The organism is Desulfovibrio diazotrophicus, from assembly GCF_902498985.2.
In the GTDB taxonomy this organism is placed as follows: domain Bacteria; phylum Desulfobacterota; class Desulfovibrionia; order Desulfovibrionales; family Desulfovibrionaceae; genus Desulfovibrio; species Desulfovibrio legallii.
In genome coordinates this window covers 1,261,305-1,279,139 of the sequence record NZ_OX346397.1, presented here as the reverse complement: position 1 = coordinate 1,279,139, position 17,835 = coordinate 1,261,305, and the positions used below count along the sequence as shown (strand labels likewise).

At 59.1% G+C, this 17,835-nt stretch carries 15 protein-coding genes; 2 read left to right on the top strand and 13 right to left on the bottom strand.

Annotation, left to right across the window (positions count from 1 at the left end):
• Positions 1–562 precede the first annotated feature (562 nt).
• From J7I12_RS05550 to J7I12_RS05490, 13 genes are all read right to left on the bottom strand, one after another.
• The gene (locus tag J7I12_RS05550) at positions 563–1,204 is read right to left on the bottom strand and encodes a hypothetical protein (protein ID WP_483203437.1); all 642 of its coding nucleotides are present in this window, start codon (positions 1,202–1,204) and stop codon (positions 563–565) included.
• A gap of 13 nt (positions 1,205–1,217) precedes the next feature.
• Positions 1,218–1,772, bottom strand: coding sequence for a hypothetical protein (locus J7I12_RS05545; RefSeq protein ID WP_288908246.1), 555 nt, complete (start codon positions 1,770–1,772; stop codon positions 1,218–1,220).
• 75 nt (positions 1,773–1,847) lie between these two features.
• Positions 1,848–2,843 (bottom strand): hypothetical protein, encoded by a 996-nt coding sequence (locus J7I12_RS05540; protein ID WP_147357552.1) that lies wholly within the window; start codon positions 2,841–2,843, stop codon positions 1,848–1,850.
• Positions 2,844–2,933: 90 nt separating this feature from the next.
• Positions 2,934–4,688, bottom strand: a complete 1,755-nt coding sequence (locus J7I12_RS05535) for a formylglycine-generating enzyme family protein (RefSeq protein ID WP_288908248.1) — start codon at positions 4,686–4,688, stop codon at positions 2,934–2,936.
• A complete protein-coding gene (locus tag J7I12_RS05530) occupies positions 4,678–6,741 on the bottom strand; it encodes an ABC transporter ATP-binding protein/permease (RefSeq protein ID WP_130958073.1) in 2,064 nt (687 codons plus the stop codon). The genes J7I12_RS05535 and J7I12_RS05530 overlap by 11 nt, the downstream gene beginning before the upstream one ends.
• Before the next feature lie 15 nt (positions 6,742–6,756).
• A complete protein-coding gene (locus J7I12_RS05525; protein WP_165450924.1) occupies positions 6,757–8,937 on the bottom strand; it encodes a vWA domain-containing protein in 2,181 nt (726 codons plus the stop codon).
• A 17-nt stretch (positions 8,938–8,954) separates the two neighbouring features.
• The gene (locus J7I12_RS05520) at positions 8,955–10,253 is read right to left on the bottom strand and encodes a hypothetical protein (protein ID WP_483203580.1); all 1,299 of its coding nucleotides are present in this window, start codon (positions 10,251–10,253) and stop codon (positions 8,955–8,957) included.
• Between the two features lie 7 nt (positions 10,254–10,260).
• The gene (locus J7I12_RS05515) at positions 10,261–10,611 is read right to left on the bottom strand and encodes a hypothetical protein (RefSeq protein WP_118230081.1); all 351 of its coding nucleotides are present in this window, start codon (positions 10,609–10,611) and stop codon (positions 10,261–10,263) included.
• Positions 10,608–10,955, bottom strand: a complete 348-nt coding sequence (locus J7I12_RS05510) for a hypothetical protein (protein ID WP_130958071.1) — start codon at positions 10,953–10,955, stop codon at positions 10,608–10,610. Before J7I12_RS05510 ends, J7I12_RS05515 begins: the two co-directional genes overlap by 4 nt.
• 61 nt (positions 10,956–11,016) lie before the next feature.
• Entirely contained in the window at positions 11,017–11,328 is a 312-nt protein-coding gene (locus tag J7I12_RS05505) for a hypothetical protein (RefSeq protein WP_130958070.1), read from the bottom strand.
• A gap of 108 nt (positions 11,329–11,436) precedes the next feature.
• A complete protein-coding gene (locus J7I12_RS05500) occupies positions 11,437–11,727 on the bottom strand; it encodes a hypothetical protein (RefSeq protein WP_118230084.1) in 291 nt (96 codons plus the stop codon).
• Between the two features lie 623 nt (positions 11,728–12,350).
• On the bottom strand, positions 12,351–13,373 hold the full coding sequence (locus tag J7I12_RS05495) for an alpha-hydroxy-acid oxidizing protein (protein WP_130958069.1): 1,023 nt from the start codon (positions 13,371–13,373) through the stop codon (positions 12,351–12,353).
• A 396-nt stretch (positions 13,374–13,769) separates the two neighbouring features.
• Positions 13,770–15,245, bottom strand: a complete 1,476-nt coding sequence (locus tag J7I12_RS05490; protein WP_302149129.1) for a DUF438 domain-containing protein — start codon at positions 15,243–15,245, stop codon at positions 13,770–13,772.
• Positions 15,246–15,659: 414 nt separating this feature from the next.
• Here J7I12_RS05490 and J7I12_RS05485 point away from each other — a divergent pair, with 414 nt between their 5' ends.
• Together J7I12_RS05485 and fic are read left to right on the top strand one after the other, a co-directional pair.
• Positions 15,660–17,225: a type I restriction-modification system subunit M gene (locus tag J7I12_RS05485; RefSeq protein WP_118230087.1), complete on the top strand. Its 1,566-nt coding sequence runs from the start codon at positions 15,660–15,662 to the stop codon at positions 17,223–17,225.
• A gap of 3 nt (positions 17,226–17,228) precedes the next feature.
• On the top strand, positions 17,229–17,834 hold the full coding sequence (fic, locus tag J7I12_RS05480; RefSeq protein WP_118230088.1) for a protein adenylyltransferase Fic: 606 nt from the start codon (positions 17,229–17,231) through the stop codon (positions 17,832–17,834).
• Position 17,835 lies beyond the last annotated feature (1 nt).

Genomic DNA, 17,835 nt, shown 5'->3' with positions numbered 1-17,835 from the left:
TCCCTGTCTGCGCAACAGGGCTTGGGTTGGGGCGTTCGCCTTAAAGTGTAATCCGATGCAGTGTGTTGTAAAAAATCAGAAACGAAGCCTCCCGCATCGTCATTGAAAGGGGATACATAATCGGAAAATTTACGCTTGGCAAGTCTTTTTTGCAAATATTTTTTGTGGGGCGGGGCGTGCCGCCGCAAACCGCTGTGCAGCCCGCGTCGAAAAATGATGGGCCATAGGCTGTGCCGCGGGTGCCGCCAAAAGGTGCAGCCCGCGTCGTAAGGCTGAGGACGGTCGCCAGGTGTCGGCTGCTGCGCTGCCCTTTGCGTCCAGGCCGACATAACCGGCCTGGGCACAAAGGGCAGCGCATGACGGGGACGACCCCGCCTCCGGGATTGGCGTGGCCCAACGGCAGCCCTTGCCGCGATTAAGGCTTTTCAACGTTGCCATGCCCTGGCTGTTGTGTAAGCAGACGTCCACCGTGGAGGCGCAAGCAAAATTTATTTGCGCGGGTAAGCGCCGGAAGCAAGGTGCCCTAAATTTTGAAAATGCATATTCTCAAAGGCAATCCGCGTTATGGGGCGTTTTTCAAAATGGATTTTTCTTCTGCATTCAATTCCACGGTGGTGTAATAGTATTTGCTGGAAAGTTTTTTGTCCTGAAACTCAAGGCAAATACCGCTGAGAAATGGAAAACTTGTATATGAAATATTTTGTTTATCCCCTTGTGTTGTATGAACGGTAGCAGCGCCAAGTTTTTTTAATACTTCATCCAGCGATTCGCCGTATTTTAATTTTGAGTACTCATATACTATTTTTTCTGATGTTAGTGTATTGCTCCCAGTTCTATTCATCTGTGTTTTAAAAGGAAAATCATCGTTGAATTCGAATTTTTCTAAAATTCCATCGCTGTTAAAAACAAAGCTCGCTGTTTTTTGCTCGACTTGCACCTCTGCAACCCCGGAAAAAAATCCATAACTTTTTGTTTTTCTGTCCCAATATGCATACATATATGTATATTTTGAATCGTCACGCACTAATTTCGCTGTGGGTTTTTTGAATTTTTCTAGTATGGCTATATTCGAGGTTTTTCCTGGTTGTGCAAACTGGCTGATACTTTCCCGAGATTCATATTCTATTGTTTTAGCTATTTTTGAAGGTCCAATAGTACATCCTGAAACAATAAGTATAATAAATGCGGCTATGGCTGTTTTCATGTCTTCTCCTCAATTAATCCAAAAAAGTTTTTTCTACTGTGGTGATGAGGTCTCTTGCAGCGTCGACGATAATTGTTTTCCATCCGCCGATTCCGCCAAACAGCCCCTTATGTAGCGCTTTACCTGTGGGAATCAGTGCAATAATTTCTCCGGCTTTTACGCCGCCATCCTCTTTCACGGCCGCGCATAATTGCGCGTTTATTGCTATTGCCGCATCAAACGAGTTTGTAAGCTGTCCGAGAAAATATCTGCCGGCGGCATTCCCCGGCTCATACCCAAGGATGTTTACCAAGATCACATAGTGGTTCTTTCCATCGCCGTCTTCCGCCAAGGCGCCTATCTCTTTTAGCTTTTTTGACGCTTCTTCCTGAAAGATTTCCCCCACTGCAATTTTTTCTTTGGAATCCGCGTCCTCGTAAAGCGTTTTGCCCACCACAGAAAGATAAAATGACGCAGGGGCCACTACTTTTTCTTTTGCATTTTTGTCCAGCAGTACTGCTGTTTTTGCCATGCAGCCAGCCACAAGCAGTGCAGTCATGATGCCAAGCAGGAGTTGTGTGAAACGCATGGTTTGTCTCCACAGCAAGATAGGGGTTGGGGACGGCGCGCAGGCCAGCCTGGGCGCGCGCCGTCCGTTTGAGGGCTAAACCATATCTATGCCGGTTTTTGCGGCGGCGTCGCTCATGATTTCCAGCGTGCGCTGGCGTTGGCGCTCCACGGCTTCCATCTGCAGAACCTTGGTGGGATACGCATCGTACGTTTCCGCAACCTGGTCCACGGACACCGGCAGCACTGCCGGTGTGGCCTTGGGCGTTGCGGGCGTCGGCTCAACGGCCGTGGCCGCGGGCTGGGCCGGCGTTTCTTTTTGCGGCTGGTACCGTTGCCGGTCGTTTTGGGCCTGTTCTTCCAGCGCCTGGATTTCGTTTTTGAGGTCGGCGATGGCTAGCGAGGCGCTGGCTTCGGGCTGGGCGGCAGACTTGCCGCGTTTTTGTTTGGGGTGTTTGCGCACCTTTGCGGCGGTCTTTTTTTGTTGCTTCAGGTGTTGGGCGCGGCGTTCATCCACCGTGGGGAGCGGTTTTAAGGACGTGTTTTGCTGGGTGGCTTCAGCTTGGAGCGCCGTGCGGAATTCGGCGTCGCGCTGGGCAAGCAGCAGTTGCGAATCGCCGGTAATTTTGCCCAGCTCTGTAATGCCGGTGCGGATTTCCGCATAGCGTTTGGCGTATTCCTCGCGGGTTACGGTCTGTTCCGCCAAACCTTTCTGCAGTTGTTCAAATTCCTGGATATAGCATTTAAGGCTTTGCAGAGCGGCCAGTTCCACTTCCGTGGCGTTGGCCATATCTATATCCATGCTGCGTTTATAGGCCAGCAAGCGCTTCTGGTCGTCCTTGATGCCCTGAAGTTTCGCCATGGTGTACCCGGTGGCCGCGCCCGAAAGCCCGCCGGCCACCCCGCCGGCCAGGGCGTATTCCCACTTGCCGCCGGAGAGTAGAAAGCCCAGAAGCGCGCCCCCGGCCGCGCCGGCTATGGCGCCGCCCGCGGTATAGCCCACGGTGCGGTTGCGCAGCGAGACTTCGGCGTCGTGCAGCTGTTTGAAAGGCGCATAGCACTGCGGGTAGTACTCGGCGTTTATCTTCGGCATGGCGGTGTGCGGCGCGCAGCCGACGATTGGGATGAAAAGGCACAGCAGCGCAAGGGTCAGAGGGAGGCGCAGGGCAGACATAACAATCTCCTAAGTGTTGAGATAGGGCAGCAAGCGGTCCAGCAGCCAGGCGGGAAGGATGTCCTGCAGGGTTTGCCGGTCGGAACGTTGCAGGCTGTCGTCCTGACCGGCATGGATATGTTTTTGCAAGACGGTGAGCCGTCGTCCCATGTTTTTGCTGAAGCCGTCCTCATGGGCGAATTGGATGCGCAGGGCTTCAAGCTGTTGCAGCAGGCGCGGCAGGTTCATGCCCCCAGATGCGGCAAGCATGTTTTTGTAGTAAAAAAGCGCCCCCTGGATGCCGAAGACAAAGCCTGTAACCTGTTGGCGCATATTGTTCATCTCTGCTGCCTGGGCCTGTTTTTTGTGCGGCGACAAGGATTCATAGGCGTCCATCAGCTTGATGAGCTGGTAGCAGCGCGCGGCGTAATTGGCGATGGTTTCCAGAGAAAAGGTTGCGCCCAGCAACATTTCGTGCATCATGCGTTCTTCATTGGCATTAACTTGCTCGTGGTACAGCGCGGCGACTTGTTCCGCTTCCGCCAGGCGGCGTCGCAGTGCCGGGTTTTCTACCTCGCGATAGACTTCGCGGATGATTACCCGGACGTCCTGGCGCTGGGTGGCCTGCGCGGCGTGCGGGGCGCGGCGTTTTTCCCATTCCGCGCGCAGAGCCGCCAGCCTGTCCCTGGGGGTAAGTATGGTGCCCAGACTGATGCGAAAGCCCAGGTCGTCCCGGCGCTGGGCCCGGCCGTCTATGTAATAGCTGGCTTCAATCCGCCGGCCCGGGTGCAGGCTGTTTTCAGAAAAGGCCCGCCAACTGCCCCCCTTGATCACAAAGCCTCCCTGGTTGCCCATCAGGCGGCCTGCCGCCACCAGATGAAAGGGGGTTTGGACCATTTCTGCGCTGTTCCCCAGCATATCGTAAAGTACCAGAGGGTTGGGCTTGCGTGAGCCAATGGGGGCAAGGCCCGTAAGGGTAGGGTCGTACTGGGCGGCAATAATGTATTCGCCCATGGCGGTGCCTTGGGGCACGGGGTACAGCCGGGTGCGTTCCCGCTCCGCCGGGCTGACCCGGTGCCCGCCCCGGGCGGCGTATTCCCATTCCGCCTCCGTGGGGAGGCGCACGTAGGAAGAGCGCTTTTCCTGCGCAAAAAAAGGCAGAAATTCCGGATGGTTTTTCATAAGCCATTCGGAGTAGCGCCGGGAAAAATCCTGGGCCTCAAACCAGGAAATATCCGTTACGGGCCTGTCGTCGCCCGCTTGGACGGCAAAGGGCGCGTCCTGTGCCATAACGGCCCGCCACTGCCCCCTGGTGACCTCATATTTGCCAATAAAATACAGGAAGGCCCGCAGGCCGTTTTGGGCCGAAGCGGCGCTGGCCGGGTCCGCCTGGAGCCATTCCGGCAGCGTATTGCCCCAGCTGGCGGGGATGTCGGCCAGCTCAAAGGGCGCGTTGACGGAGGCCGTGTAGCGCCGTTCCGCCCAGGCCGCGTCGGGCGTTGCGGGCGCGTCGGTCTGCGCCGTGATGCCAAAAGGCTGTTGCACGTCATCCAGATAACCAGCTGCGGGCACGCATACAGGGCGCAGCGTCATGGTCAGCCCACCGGGCATGGGCAACGCGATGTCGCCGGGCGCCGGCCTGGGGTTGGAAATCCGTTCCAGGCTGGGCAAATCGCTTTTACCGGTCAGCTGCAGGGTCAGGCCCGTCCGGGGCAGGGCAAGAAGCAGGCCCAGGGCAGCCAGCAGAACGGCCAGGGGGGCGGAACGGGCGGCATCAGGCGTCACGGCGCAAGACCTCCGCAGGCTGCAGCGTGAGCAATTGGCGGCAGGCAACTCCGCCGCAGAGGCAGGCCAGGAGAAGGGAACCGGCGTAGAGCGGCAACACCTGCGCCCCAGGCAGGGCACAGGCGCTTTCTCCGGATTCCAGCCAGGGGGCGGCGGCCAGATCCAGAAGCGCGGCGGCGGCCGCGTAGAAAAGCAGAGAGCAGGAAGCCGCCAGCAGCGCGGTAAAGGTCATCTGCAGCAAGGGCAGGGCCAGCAGCTCACGGCGGCTGAGCCCCATAAGCGCGCCCTGGGCAAAAAAAAGGGCCTTGCGGCGCACATTGGCCACAGCGAGACTGGCCAGAGAAAAGGCCATGCCTGCCAGCGTAACGCCGCCTACAAGCAGGGCGGTGAGGGTCAGCGCCTGCTTGAGATCCAGAATGGCCTCCACTTCGCGGGCGCAGGTATAGGCGTCTATACCCCGGCGTTTGAGGGCGTCGCGTATGGGAATGACGGCCTCAAGGCTGTCCACGTACATGCGAAAACCGGCAAAGCTGCGGGCGGCGGACGTGGGCGCTTTTCCCGGCCAGCCGTGCGCGGGCACGGCAAAGCCGTCCCTGTAGCGCTCCATATCCAGCAGCAGGGGCAAGGGCAGGTAGACGCGGTTTTTCCAGTCCGCGGCATCGGGCAGGACGGCGTGGACGCGCACCGGGAGCGTCACGCTCTGCAGGCGGCCTTCCTGGCGGCGGGTGATGCGGAGGTTCAGACGGCGGCCCGGCGTCACGCCCGGCAAAGAGCGCGCCAGCTCTGTGGTTATGACCGCGCCGTCCGCCGGCGGCGTTGAGGCGTAGCGTTCCAGCAAGGGGTCTCCCCTGGCGGTGGGGAGGACGTCCGCCGCCAGCGGAGAGTGCCCTGGGCGATCGATCAACACGCTGCTTGCCAGGGTGCGGGTGAGGGGCACAACAAAGGCCACGGAGGGCAAGGCGGCCAAGGCGGCCAGGTCTTCTTCCATATAACGTTGGCTGCTGTAGGGGTTGACGGCCAGGGCCGCGGGGTTGTCCAGCAAGCGTTGCGAGAGGGTGCCCACGATTCCCGTACGCAGGCCGCTCAGGATGATCAGCGGCGTGAGCGCGGCGGCAAAGGCCAGTACCGCGCAGATGGAGAGCGAACGCTCGTGGCGAAAGTCTCGCCAGGCCAGGGCGCAGAGCAGGGCGGCCCCTTTGCGTGGGGGTACGCGCCGCTGCGGCGGGGGGGCGGATTGCGCCGCTGCGGCGGGCGGGCCTGCGCCCTGCGGGGCTGCGGCATTTTCCTTCCGCGGCGGCAGGTCAAGGCTGTAGTGGATTTTTTCGGATTCGGCGGCGGATACAGCCTTGGGCGCGGCAGCGGGCTGTTGCCGCATGGCGCACGCGGGGATGCCCGTGGCGGCGAGCAGGGCGTGGTCGTGGCTGACTACCAGCAAGGCCGCCCCGGACATGCGCGCGCCTTGCCGCAGCAGGGACATGGTTGTCCGCGCGGCTTCTGGGTCCAGAGCCGAGGTGGGTTCGTCGGCCAGGATCAGCCGTGGCCGGTGGGCCAGGGCCCTGGCCACGGCGGTGCGCTGGCGTTCTCCGTACGAAAGGGTTTCGGGCAGGCTTCGGGCCACATGACGCAGGCCGAGGAATTCCAGCAGGGCGTCCACGCGGCGGGCTGTTTCCGCCTGAGAGGTCTGCCCTGTGAGGCGCAGCGGCAGGCCGATATTGTCCTGCACGGTCAAAAAGGGGTACAGGCCGCCGGCCTGGTGCACAAAACCCAGATAAGCGCGGCGGAGGGCGTAGAGCTGTTGCGGGCTGTGCGCCCAGAGGGCGGCCAGATCGCAGGCGCGGTCTTCGGCGCGCAGCACAAAGCGCTCGGTGGTGGAGGGGCGCGTCAGCAGGGCCAGCATTTCCAGCAGGGTGCTTTTGCCACAGCCGCTGGGCCCGGTTATGCCCGCAGCCTCGCCGGGGGCCATGTCCAGGCGTGTGATGCCGGCGCAAAAGGCCGGCCGCCGGGCCGTATGGCACTTGTAGAGATTGCGGATTTCCAGCAGCGGCGGCGTCATGCGAAAGCCCAATTTTTAGGGTAACGAGGTCAGCGGCACGCGGTACAGGGCCTCGGCGGGGTCGGCGGACCCAAAGGTTACCCAGTTGTCGGCGTCGTTGTGGTATTCCGCATAGAGGCGCAGCTTGGCCTCCAGCGAGTAGATCAGTTCGTCCTGCTCACGCGCGCTCATGGCCAGCCAGCGTTCTTCAGTCAGATTCATTACCTGGCTTTTGTACGGCAGTCCGGTCAGAAATTCCGGCAGCAACCCCTGGGCGCAGAGGTTGTCGTCTGCGGCGCGCTGCAGGCGTTCCGGGTCGCGCAGGGTCTGCGACGAAAGCGAAATGACGCGCTGGAAAAGGTCTCTGCTGTCTGTCATGCGCGAGGCGCGGGCGGCATCGATAAGCAACCCGATCTGCCGGGCCAGGGTATTGAGCTGGTTTTTGTTGAGCAGGACGGCGGCCATGAGCGCGTCGGTAGATTTGCCTTCCACCAGACTGCCCAGGTCTTTGTCCGCTACCCAGGCCTCCATCAGGCGCGGGGCGGTGGCTTTTTGTCGCTCGCCGGCGAACTCCAGATAGGCGGCGTAGCCCAGGGCCTGGCCGATATAGGCGGCCAGGGCTTCCGGATCGGGCGCGGCGGCCACAGCCTGGGGAGCGGCGGGCGCAACTGCGGCGGCCGGTACGGCGGCTGGGGACGCCGCCGCAGCAGCGGGCAGGGCGGCGGGGGGCGGCGAAGAAGGCTTGGCAATGGGCGCACCCTGAGCGGCCTTGACCACCAGTTGCTGCAGCACGTCGACGAGTTTGGCGGCGATGCGGCTGAACTGTCGACTGGCGGTCTGGGGGTCGCTGACGGGAAGGGCCACATAGGCGCTTTTGACGTTGCCGTCCCGCACGGCGGTCAGTTGCCGGTACTGCTGCACCGTGCCCGCCAGGTTGTGCCGCTGGCCCGCCTTGGTATGCAGGTGGACGACCACCAGGCGGATACCCTTTTGCGCCAGCAGGTCGCCCATTTCCTTTTCGGTAAGGCCCGTGCTGGAGAGGGGGTCGTCATTGCGGATAGCGCCCGCATCCGTGACCATTACCGCCAGTTTCACGGCGTAGGGCGACCAGTCCAGCCCGTCTATGGCCGCCTTGATGCCCGCAAAGGCGTCTTCATTGAAGGCGTGGGTGGAAACCGCGGCCTCGTCCATGCCCTGCACGCGCGGTTCGGCCTGCGCGCGGGAGCCTGCACGGGTAAAAGGGGCAACCACGGAAGACACGTATTCCAGTTTGGCGTTATGCTTGGTGCTGTTACGGTAGGCCACCACGGCAAGCGCCACATCTTCGGCGATGGAGCTTTTTTCCAGGGCGTTGTAGGTGCTGTGAATGAAATTTTTGGTCTGTTCGATATAGGGCCCCATGGAGATGGTCGTATCCACAATAAAGGCTATGCCGGCGGAAAAGTGCGGTTCCGGGGCGGCGGCCTGGGGTGCGGGTACAGGCGCGGGTGCGGGTACAGGCGCGGGTGCGGGTACAGGCGCTAAAGCGGTGACGGGCGCGGGGGCGGGGTGGGGTGCGGCGGTGGGCAGAACGCCGGGGTCCACCACGCCGATTTTGAGCAGGCGCAGGTTGTGCTGTTCATATTCGTCGGAATAGTCAAAGATGGGTATCAGGTAGAACTGCTTGCGCGGGACGGAGGCCTCCCTGGGCTCAACGGCCAGCAAGGGGCTTTGCGGTGAAGTCGGCGCGCGGAGCAGGCCGTCCAGCGCGGCGCGCATGTCCGTGGCGCGCACCAGGGCGTTCAGGGCGTCAAAATTGCGGAAAAACAGAACGGGATCCCGGCTCATGCGGTCCGCGAACAGCAGCGTCAGAGCCTTGTCCCAGGGCGAGCAGGCGTCGGATCTGATCCAGCGGGTCCGCGTGGCCTTTACGCTCGGCGAAACTTCCAGCCAGTCCGCGCCCTGGACATTCTGGCGTCCGTAAACGTACAGGGGCGTAAAGCCGCGCAGGGGCTCGGCCCCAGCTCCGGCGGGCGCGTCGGCCAGCCTGGCCCCCGGATGGCTGATCACCCGTTGGTAGAGGGTGCGCTTGCCCTCTTGCAGCAGTGGCGTGCGGATGTCGGCCGCGTCGTTGGCATCGGCGGCGCGGCACAGGCTCCCCACGCCCATGCTGCAGCATATGGTCAGGAGCATGACCAGGATAGGGCGCAACGGCAACATGCATGGAAGTATGGACATATCTTATCCTCCCTGCCTTACAGCAAGCCTTCCAGCGGCTTGGCGACGTCTGGCTGTGCGGTGGGCGTGGCGGCTGGGCCGCCATTTGCGGGGGAGGACGGCGCGCTGCGGGGTTCCGGACGCGGAGCAGCGGGCGGAGCAGCGGGCCTGGCCGTTTGCGGCATGGCCACAGGGCGGGAGCCGCCCTTGTACGCGCCGTAGGCCGCCCAGGCGGCAGAGGCCGCGCCGCGGTCAAGAAGCCGGTGCATTTCCAAGGCCTTAAACATTTCATAGTTGGGATAACTGCGGTTTTTAACGCCGAATTTGTCGGCAAAGCGGTCCAGAGCGGCCTGGGTCTGGGCGTCCATCTGTCCGGTTACCATGACGGAGCTGTCCCCGCAGGCAATGCACTGCGACTGCATGAAGGGGATGAGCAAAGGCCCCATGCTGGCGTACTGTCGTTGCCATTCAGAGGTTACAAGTCTGTCTGGCGTAAAGATGTTTTGCGTCGCGCCCACGCGCCAGTAAGGGACGTTCAGGGCTCTGCCGATAATCTGCACCACGCTGAATTCCGTCATCATCTGCAGGGCGAGGTGACGGCCGTGCATGGCCGTGGCTTCGGAGCCGAAGCCCAGCCCGTTGCCGAAGATGGCAAAGCCGAAGTCCATGCCGTTTTTGGCGTACCGGACTTCCATACTGGCGCCGAACTTTCCCGGCAGGGCAATACCGTTGGGGTTGAAAACGCTGAAGGAAACGCTCAGGCGGGAAAGGCGGGAGGAGGCTTCGGCCGAAGCGTTTATATCCGTACGGGAAAGGCCTTCGCCAAAATTGGCCATGGCCCGGGCCTTGTCGGACTGCGACTCCAGGTTGCGGTCAAACTGAGAAATACGGCCGGCAATGGTAAAATCCACGGCCGGGCGCTGGGCCGGCTTGACGGCCAGGCCCTGCAGCTTGCTGGTCTGCAACTTGAGCAGCTCTGCCTGAATCTGCACAATATCTGTCTGATCGTATTGCTCCACATAGCGCACCTTGTAATAAACTTGGGCCACGGCGTCGCGAACCAGCGCCGTAATGTCCAGCGGGATTTCTCCGGTCTGTGAAAGGCCTGTGGCGTCTACGATGGGCTTCACAAAGAAAAAGGTATCCGGGTAGTCCGGCGGAAGGTAGACTTCCAGCACTGTATTGAGGTCGGCCAGCGCGCCCGAATAGCTGGTATGCACCGGAGCGTTGGCCTGCATGGGGGGCAGGTTGGGGACGGCGGCTTTGCAGCCTGGCAAAACGCAGGCGGCCGCAGTGCAGAGCACTGCCAAAAAAAGTCGATGCAGAACATGTTTCACAGGCATTTCAGAACCGCTTTTTTTGTTGTATTATTACTGTTGAATTATTCAGATCGGTCTGGTTTATAACAGGGCCTACGTTGGCATTCTTGTCAATGACTACATTTCCCATCCCGTCGACATGGACCTTGCCATCGGCGTAATCGCCTGCGCCGTCAATGACCACGCCTTCGCTGTAGCCGTTCTTGATGCGGTGGGCCATGTTGTTCCCCCAGGCGTCGTACACGCCAACCACATTGGCATCCGCAGGCTTGCTCATATCTTTATTGTAGTCCGCGAAGATGTCTTCTTCCGCGTTGGCGGCAAGGGGAAAGACCGTTTGCACCACGACAAATAATAATATAGTGATATATTTCATTTTTTCTCCGTGCCGTGACGCATGTTTCCAGTTTCGAGCTTTTTTATGGAGGTGGTTTTTCCATCTTTGACTATAATTACATTTTCAATACTTGTTTTTTTATTTATATTTTTATTATCTTTGCCATTATTTTTTACATCGCCAATGGAAACAGTATTATTATCTATTTCTATATCAGAGGATTCAGGCAATTTTGATGTGTCTATTACTTCACCATCGTCTGTTTTTATTTTTACATCTTTTCCAGATACAACTATTTCAGAAGACAACGATTCTGTTGCACAGGCTGTTGAAAATATGTAAATAAATATTATTGTAAATAATACGTTATTCGTAGTGCGCATCGCGGCCTCCTGTAATGGATTCCATCAGCGCAATATGTGCAGCTGATGGAATCCGTTGCAGCTACTTGTTCGTAACGTTGCCAATGTTTGTTTTGCCGCCGTCGTTGGCAATGACGGCGGCATTTTTGAGGGTGGTCACATTGACCACGTCGCTTTGTTTGCCACCTTCGTTGGTGACGTTGCCGATATTGGCCTCGGAGTTTTTGCCGCTGGCAATAACGGCGGCATTTTTAACCGTGGTCACATTGACAACTTTGCTTTGTTCGCCCCCCTTGCTGCCGCCTCCTTGAGTGGCGTTGTGCGCGGCGCCGGCGGCAAAGGCAGGGGTGGTGTAGAGTATGGCCGCCACAAACAGAACAAGTATGCGCTTCATAAAGAACCTCCGGTTGTCACAGACACAGGCCTTTGTCGTGTGCGGTTGTATAAGGTTGGCGGGGTGCGGCGCGTTGGGGAGGCGCGGCGCCGCAGCCCCACCGTGGCCTCAGAAACGTTCCTGCTGCTGTGTCGGCGTGGGGGCCGGCACATTGGGAGCGCCCTTGGGGGGCGTCATATTGCGACGTACATTGCCTTGATAGACGATGCGCGGATTGCTGCCGGAAGGCGAAGCCTGCCCCGGACCGGCGTTGCTCCAGGTCCAGGCGTGTCCTTCCTGCGTATCCAGAATAAAGACATAGCCACCGGCAGCCAGGGGAATGGCCTTGTAGCGCTCGTTGTCGGCCAGGGCTTGTGTGGGGAGGAACAGACTACAGGTACAAAAAAAACAAGCCCACAAAAGAAGACTTGCCCTGAATACCCCCACCCGTTGCGGGCGAGGCTGCTCATACACATGTGTAAAGAGGTTCCCGGTGGTTGGCTTGCGCTCCGCTGGGTTCATGGATATTTCTCCAATGCAGTGGTATTATTTATATAAATTTGTGATTAAGATTTTTATATAAATTTTTTTATATGTCAATATATATTATGCGATAAAATCAAAAAGTAGCGTGGCCGCGCGGTTTTCAGGAAGCCGTGCAGACAGAAAAAAACCGTCTGCCTTTGCCCTTGGGGGACGAACAGGTGGCGTATCTGCGGATAGAGCAGTTTACGAATGAAATGCGTTAATTGCTCTGCAAGGATTTTCTTGAAAATCCTTGCCACGAAATGCGAGAAGGCAGGCTTTTGCCTGCCGTAAGCGAGCATTTCAAGTGTTAAATACTCTAGATGGGGAGAGGGCAACGGTTTTTATCAGGCGGGCGAGACTGGCGAAGATTTTTGCGGCGGCACAACAGCAAGAGCCCGTCCCGGGGGGGCTTGGCAGGGCCAAACCGTACCGCCGGGCGGGCTCTTACGCAGGGAAGCAGGAAGCGTTGCACGGTTCCGCTTTTCCGGGATGCGTCAGTTTTTTCGTGCAGTCCGTCAATGTTGCGCGAACAGGGCGTCCCCAGTGATGGCGGCAATGTCCTGGCAGCCCGTGAGGACCATAGTCTGCACCAGTTCGCCTTTGAGCTGGGTCAGGTATTTGCTCACGCCGGCCGCGCCGCCGCCGATGGCGGCCCAGACAATGGGGCGGCCGATGCCGACCAGGTCGGCCCCCAGGGCCAGCATCTTGAACACGTCGGCCCCGCTGCGCACGCCGCCGTCCACCATGACGGTTATCTGCCCCTTGACGGCCGCGGCAATGGCGGGCAGCACCCGTGCCGTACCCGGCGCGTATTCCATGACCCGGCCGCCGTGGTTGGAAACCACAATGCAGTCCGCCCCGGCCGCCACAGCCGCCCTGGCGTCGGCCACGGTCATGATGCCCTTAAGGATGAATTTGCATCCGGCCTGATGGATTTTGGCAACAATGGCGGTCAGTTCCTTGAGGGATTTGGGCCCCACGGGGTGCCCCATCTTGCGCAGGGTAATCAGCCCGGCGGCGTCGATATCCATGCCCACGATTTTACAGCCGGTGGCGTAGCAGCGCTCAAGTTTTGCGTCGAGTTCCGCGCTTTCCCAGGGTTTGATGAAGGGAATGCCGTGGCCATTGGCCGCGCTGATGGCGGCAAAGGCGGACTGGGTAATGACCGGGGGGACGCCGTCGCCGGTACAGCCGATGACGCCGGCCTCTTTGCAGCCTTGCACCACGGCCGTCACGTAGTCTTCTTCCGTAACGGCGTCATTGAAGTTGAACATGCCGCCTATGGGCGCGGCCACCACCGGCATGGCCAGGTGCAGCCCCAGGCCGGTACAGGAGGTGTCCGGCGCGTCGGCTTCATGGATGAGGCGCATGTTCAGGGCTGTTTCCGCCAGGGCCTTGACGTTGTCCTTGAAGGCGGCGGCGCTGCCCAGCCCGCCCATACCGGGCACCTCGCCCGCACAGGCTCGCCCGTCGCAAACGGGGCACAGTCGACAGGCCCCCCGCATCAGTTCCTTGGCCTTTTGGCGTATTTCTTTCATAGAACACTCCAGCATCAGGTGCGTGCCATGCCGCCGGCCCGCGAGGGCGGCAAAGACCCAGCCCGCTTGGCGGGGTTGCCGGCAAGCTATGGATAATAGTTTGATATCTATAATTTTATACCCGCTGCATCCAAAAAGCAAGCCGAATCCCGGCTTGCGGGGCTTGAGGGGGCCTGCAACAGAGCGGAATTATATGTTTTTATTTTTTACAAAAAATGTGCCCGCCGCAGCCCTGGTTCGGGCGGACCCTACCGCCAGTCAGGGGGGCACAGTGGGCCAGGTTACCGCGTCGGGCGCGGGCAACGCGCAATTACGGCGCGCGGCCCCTTGCACAAAGCCCCCTGCTGCCGGCGGCAACAGGGGGCAGAGTTTGTCCGGCGGGGCGGGCCGTGCAGGTCATTCCCATTCAAGCAGGCGGCGCTGGCCGGTGAGGGCGCGCAGGCGGGTTGCGTCCTGGCCCACTTCAAGGCAGCCCAGGTACTTGCCGTGGGCGTCCCGGAGGGCCAGGTACTGGATGTGGATAAACCTGCCGCCCAGGTCCAGCCAGAATTCGGCCTTGTCCCGCTTTCCGCTTTTAAAGGCTTCCAGAATTTCCGTGACCATGTGTACGGATTTGGGCGGGTGGCAGTTTTTGACCTCCCGGCCGATGACGGCGGCGCTGCGGGGGAAGATGCGGCTTTCGCCATCGGAATAGTAGGCCACCCTGTCGTCCGGGCCCACAAAACTGATGTCCACGGGCAGATTGCGGAGTATGGCGTTGACCACCTCCGGGGCGAGCTGCCCGGTGGAAAGCGACAGCAAAGCCGTTGCCCCGGCGGGCGCAGGGCTGCGGATTGGGCCGGCGGTCCACTCCGTGCCGGGGGTTACGCCAAAGGCGTAGCCCACTTCGTCGTCGCCCAGGCGGCAGCGGTTCCAGTCTTCGGCGGTGAGTAGTTCGAGGGTCATGGGGAAGAGGATGTTTTCTTCCTTGCGGAACATTTCTTCAATTTCAGCGAGCAGGCCGGCCAGGGCGGCAAGACTTGAGGCGCGTTCCTTTTGGGCCAGCAGGGCCATGGTGGTGCGGAAGGCGCTGCGGATATCGTCGTGCACTGCCCACATTACCTTGCCCGGCGCGCTCAGGCCGTGCTGTTCCAGCAGGGGAAAGAGCTGATTTTCCTTGCGGATATAGTGCGTTTTGATGTCCTCCAGCTGCTGCAGCAAAAAGACCAGACGACCATGCATAAAGGGCCAGGCGGCGTCGCCCGATGTGCCTTCGGCCTGGGCGGCCGCCTCGCGGATTTCGACCAGCAGCTTTTTGGCCCGCAGATTTTCTTCCATATAGGTATGCAGGGGGTGCCCCGGCTGCACGGGAAGGGGCGGCCGCTTTTCCAGCGCCCCGTGGAACAGGGCGGCGTGCAGATGGCACATGCGCTTGATTTCCGATTCCGGCAGGCCTTCCCGGACCAAGGTCTGCTCCAGGGTGGCGATTTCCTCCGGGGCAATGTCGCCCACCGTGGCGTTGAATTTTGCCTGCACGTCGGCAAAGGCGACGCCGTTGTGCAGATCCCCGATGATTTCTTTGAGTTTTTCCAGGCGTTCTTCCCGCGAAAGGCCGGCGGTGGGCGCTGTGCCCGCTGCTCCGGCGGGGGGGACAAGAGTCACGGCCTGGCCGGTGGCGGCCATGATGGCGCCCGCGATAAAAAGCAGGAGCGCAAGCACGCTTTCATTGCCCAGGCCCGCGGCTTTTTCCACTGAGGCGACGCGCCCCAGGGTCTGGCGCAGCAGGGGATTTTTCAGCTTGGCAAAAGCGCTGTTGTGGTCCGCCAGGGCATCGACCAGAAAGGGATATTTTTCCGTCAGGGCAAAGATTTTTGTGTCCTTGGAGAGTTCCATAATCACCACCTCCGTATAGCTTTTCTTGCAGGCTATACGCAGGGGCAAGGGGACGTCTGTAACATTTGGCACGCTTTTCCAAAAAAATAGGCCCGTCCAAAACCGGGCAGGTTTTTTGCGGCAGCGCGCCGCCCGCACATGGGGCAGGGCTGCACTGCATATGGCGTTGAGTTGCCACGGATTAGTCGCTATACTCGTGCGGCCCGGTTCCTTGGCGGCGGTCACGCGGTCAGCAGCTGCAGGCCCGCAGTCGCCGGGGCTGCACTTTCGGGGCTGCGGCGCGCCAGTGCCGGGTTGCCTCAGGCTTGCGGGGCTGACAGGCTCTTGGGCCTTAGCGCCTTCAACTTTATTACGTCACGATTGCGGATGACAAAAAACGCCGCAAAACGGATACAGCAGGATGGACTGCAGCATATGACCAGCTCCCAACAACGCGATGCCCTGCAACGCCAAATCTGGAAAATAGCCAATGATGTCCGTGGCGCTGTGGACGGCTGGGACTTCAAACAATATGTGCTTGGGGCTTTGTTTTACCGTTTTATCAGCGAGCATTTTATCGGCTACATGGAAGCTGGCGACGCAAGCGTCAACTACGCCACGTTGGACGACGCTATCATCACTCCGGAAATCAGGGACGATGCCGTCAAATCCAAGGGCTACTTCATCTATCCCAGCCAGTTGTTTGCCAATGTGGTCGCCGACGCCAAGACCAATGAGAGCCTGAACACCGATCTGGCCGCCATCTTTGCCGCCATTGAAGGCTCCGCCCTCGGCTATCCTTCGGAGCAGGATATCAAGGGGCTGTTTGCTGATTTTGACACCACCAGCAACCGCCTTGGCTCCACGGTCAAGGAAAAGAACGCGCGCCTGGCCGCCGTGTTGAGCGGCGTAGCCGGTTTGGATTTTGGCGATTTTGCAGACAACCGCATTGACCTGTTCGGCGACGCCTATGAATTTCTGATCTCCAACTACGCCGCCAACGCCGGTAAATCCGGCGGCGAATTTTTTACTCCGCAGCATGTGTCAAAGCTCATCGCGCAGCTCGCCATGCACAAACAAACCGCCATCAATAAGATCTATGACCCGGCCTGCGGCTCCGGTTCTTTGTTGTTGCAGGCCAAAAAGCAGTTTGACGAACACATTATTGAAGACGGTTTTTTCGGCCAGGAGATCAACCACACCACTTACAACCTGGCGCGGATGAACATGTTTCTGCACAACATCAACTATGACAAATTCAACATTCAGCTGGGCGACACCCTGACCACGCCGCATTTTGGCGATGCAAAGCCCTTTGACGCCATTGTTTCCAACCCGCCCTATTCAGTGAAGTGGATAGGCGCGGACGACCCCACCCTTATCAACGACGAACGCTTTGCCCCGGCCGGGGTGCTGGCCCCCAAGTCCAAGGCCGACTTTGCCTTTGTGCTGCACGCCCTCAGCTACCTTTCCGGCAAGGGCCGGGCCGCCATTGTCTGCTTTCCCGGCATTTTTTACCGCGGCGGGGCCGAGCGGAAAATCCGCAAGTATCTGGTAGACAACAACTATGTGGAAACCGTCATCGCCCTGGCCCCCAATTTGTTTTACGGCACCACCATTGCCGTAAATATTCTGGTGCTTTCCAAGCACAAGAAGAACACCAAAATCCAGTTCATTGACGCCGGCGGCCTGTTCAAAAAAGAAACGAACCACAACGTGCTGCTGGATGCGCATATTGCGCAGATCATGCAGGTCTTTGACAGCAAAGAGGATGTGGAGCACTTTGCCCAATCCGTGCCGTATGAAGTTGTTGCAGACAAGGATCACGACTATAACCTGTCTGTCAGCAGCTATGTGCAAGCCAAGGACAATCGCGAAGTGGTGGATATTGCAAAGCTCAACGCCGAACTGAAAACTACCGTCGTCCGGATTGACCAGCTGCGGGCGGAGATTGACGCCATTGTGGCGGAAATTGAGGGAACGCAGACCGGAAGGGGATGAGGCATGATTCTGGAAAACAGGCTCGGCATCACCAATCAGGTTGAACTGGCAAAAGCTGAAGAAAGGATAAGCAAGCAGAATGCCAAAAAACTGTTCGACTCTGGCGAGATTGATGCCATTGAAGTTGGTACGTTTGCAGGGCTTGCCTTTATTCATGCCCGGCTGTTTAAGGATATCTATGCGTTCGCGGGCAAAGTTCGTAAGGTGAATATCGTCAAAGGCAATTTCCGTTTTGCGCCGCTGATATATCTGGATGCCGCGCTACAGCATATCGACAACATGCCGCACAGTAATTTTGACGAAATTATCGAAAAATATGTTGAGATGAATATTGCCCATCCCTTTCGCGAAGGTAATGGCCGCGCCACCCGGATCTGGCTCGACCTGATGCTTAAAAAAGAAATCAAACAGGTGGTGGATTGGAACCTGGTCGATAAAGAAGAATACCTGTCCGCCATGCAACGCAGCGTGGTGAAAGACATTGAAATTAAGCACCTGCTGCACCAAGCCCTCACCGACCAGATTGATGACCGCGCCTTGTTCATGAAGGGTATTGACGTGAGCTACCACTATGAAGGCTATAGCACCTTCAAGACCGAGGAACTGTAGT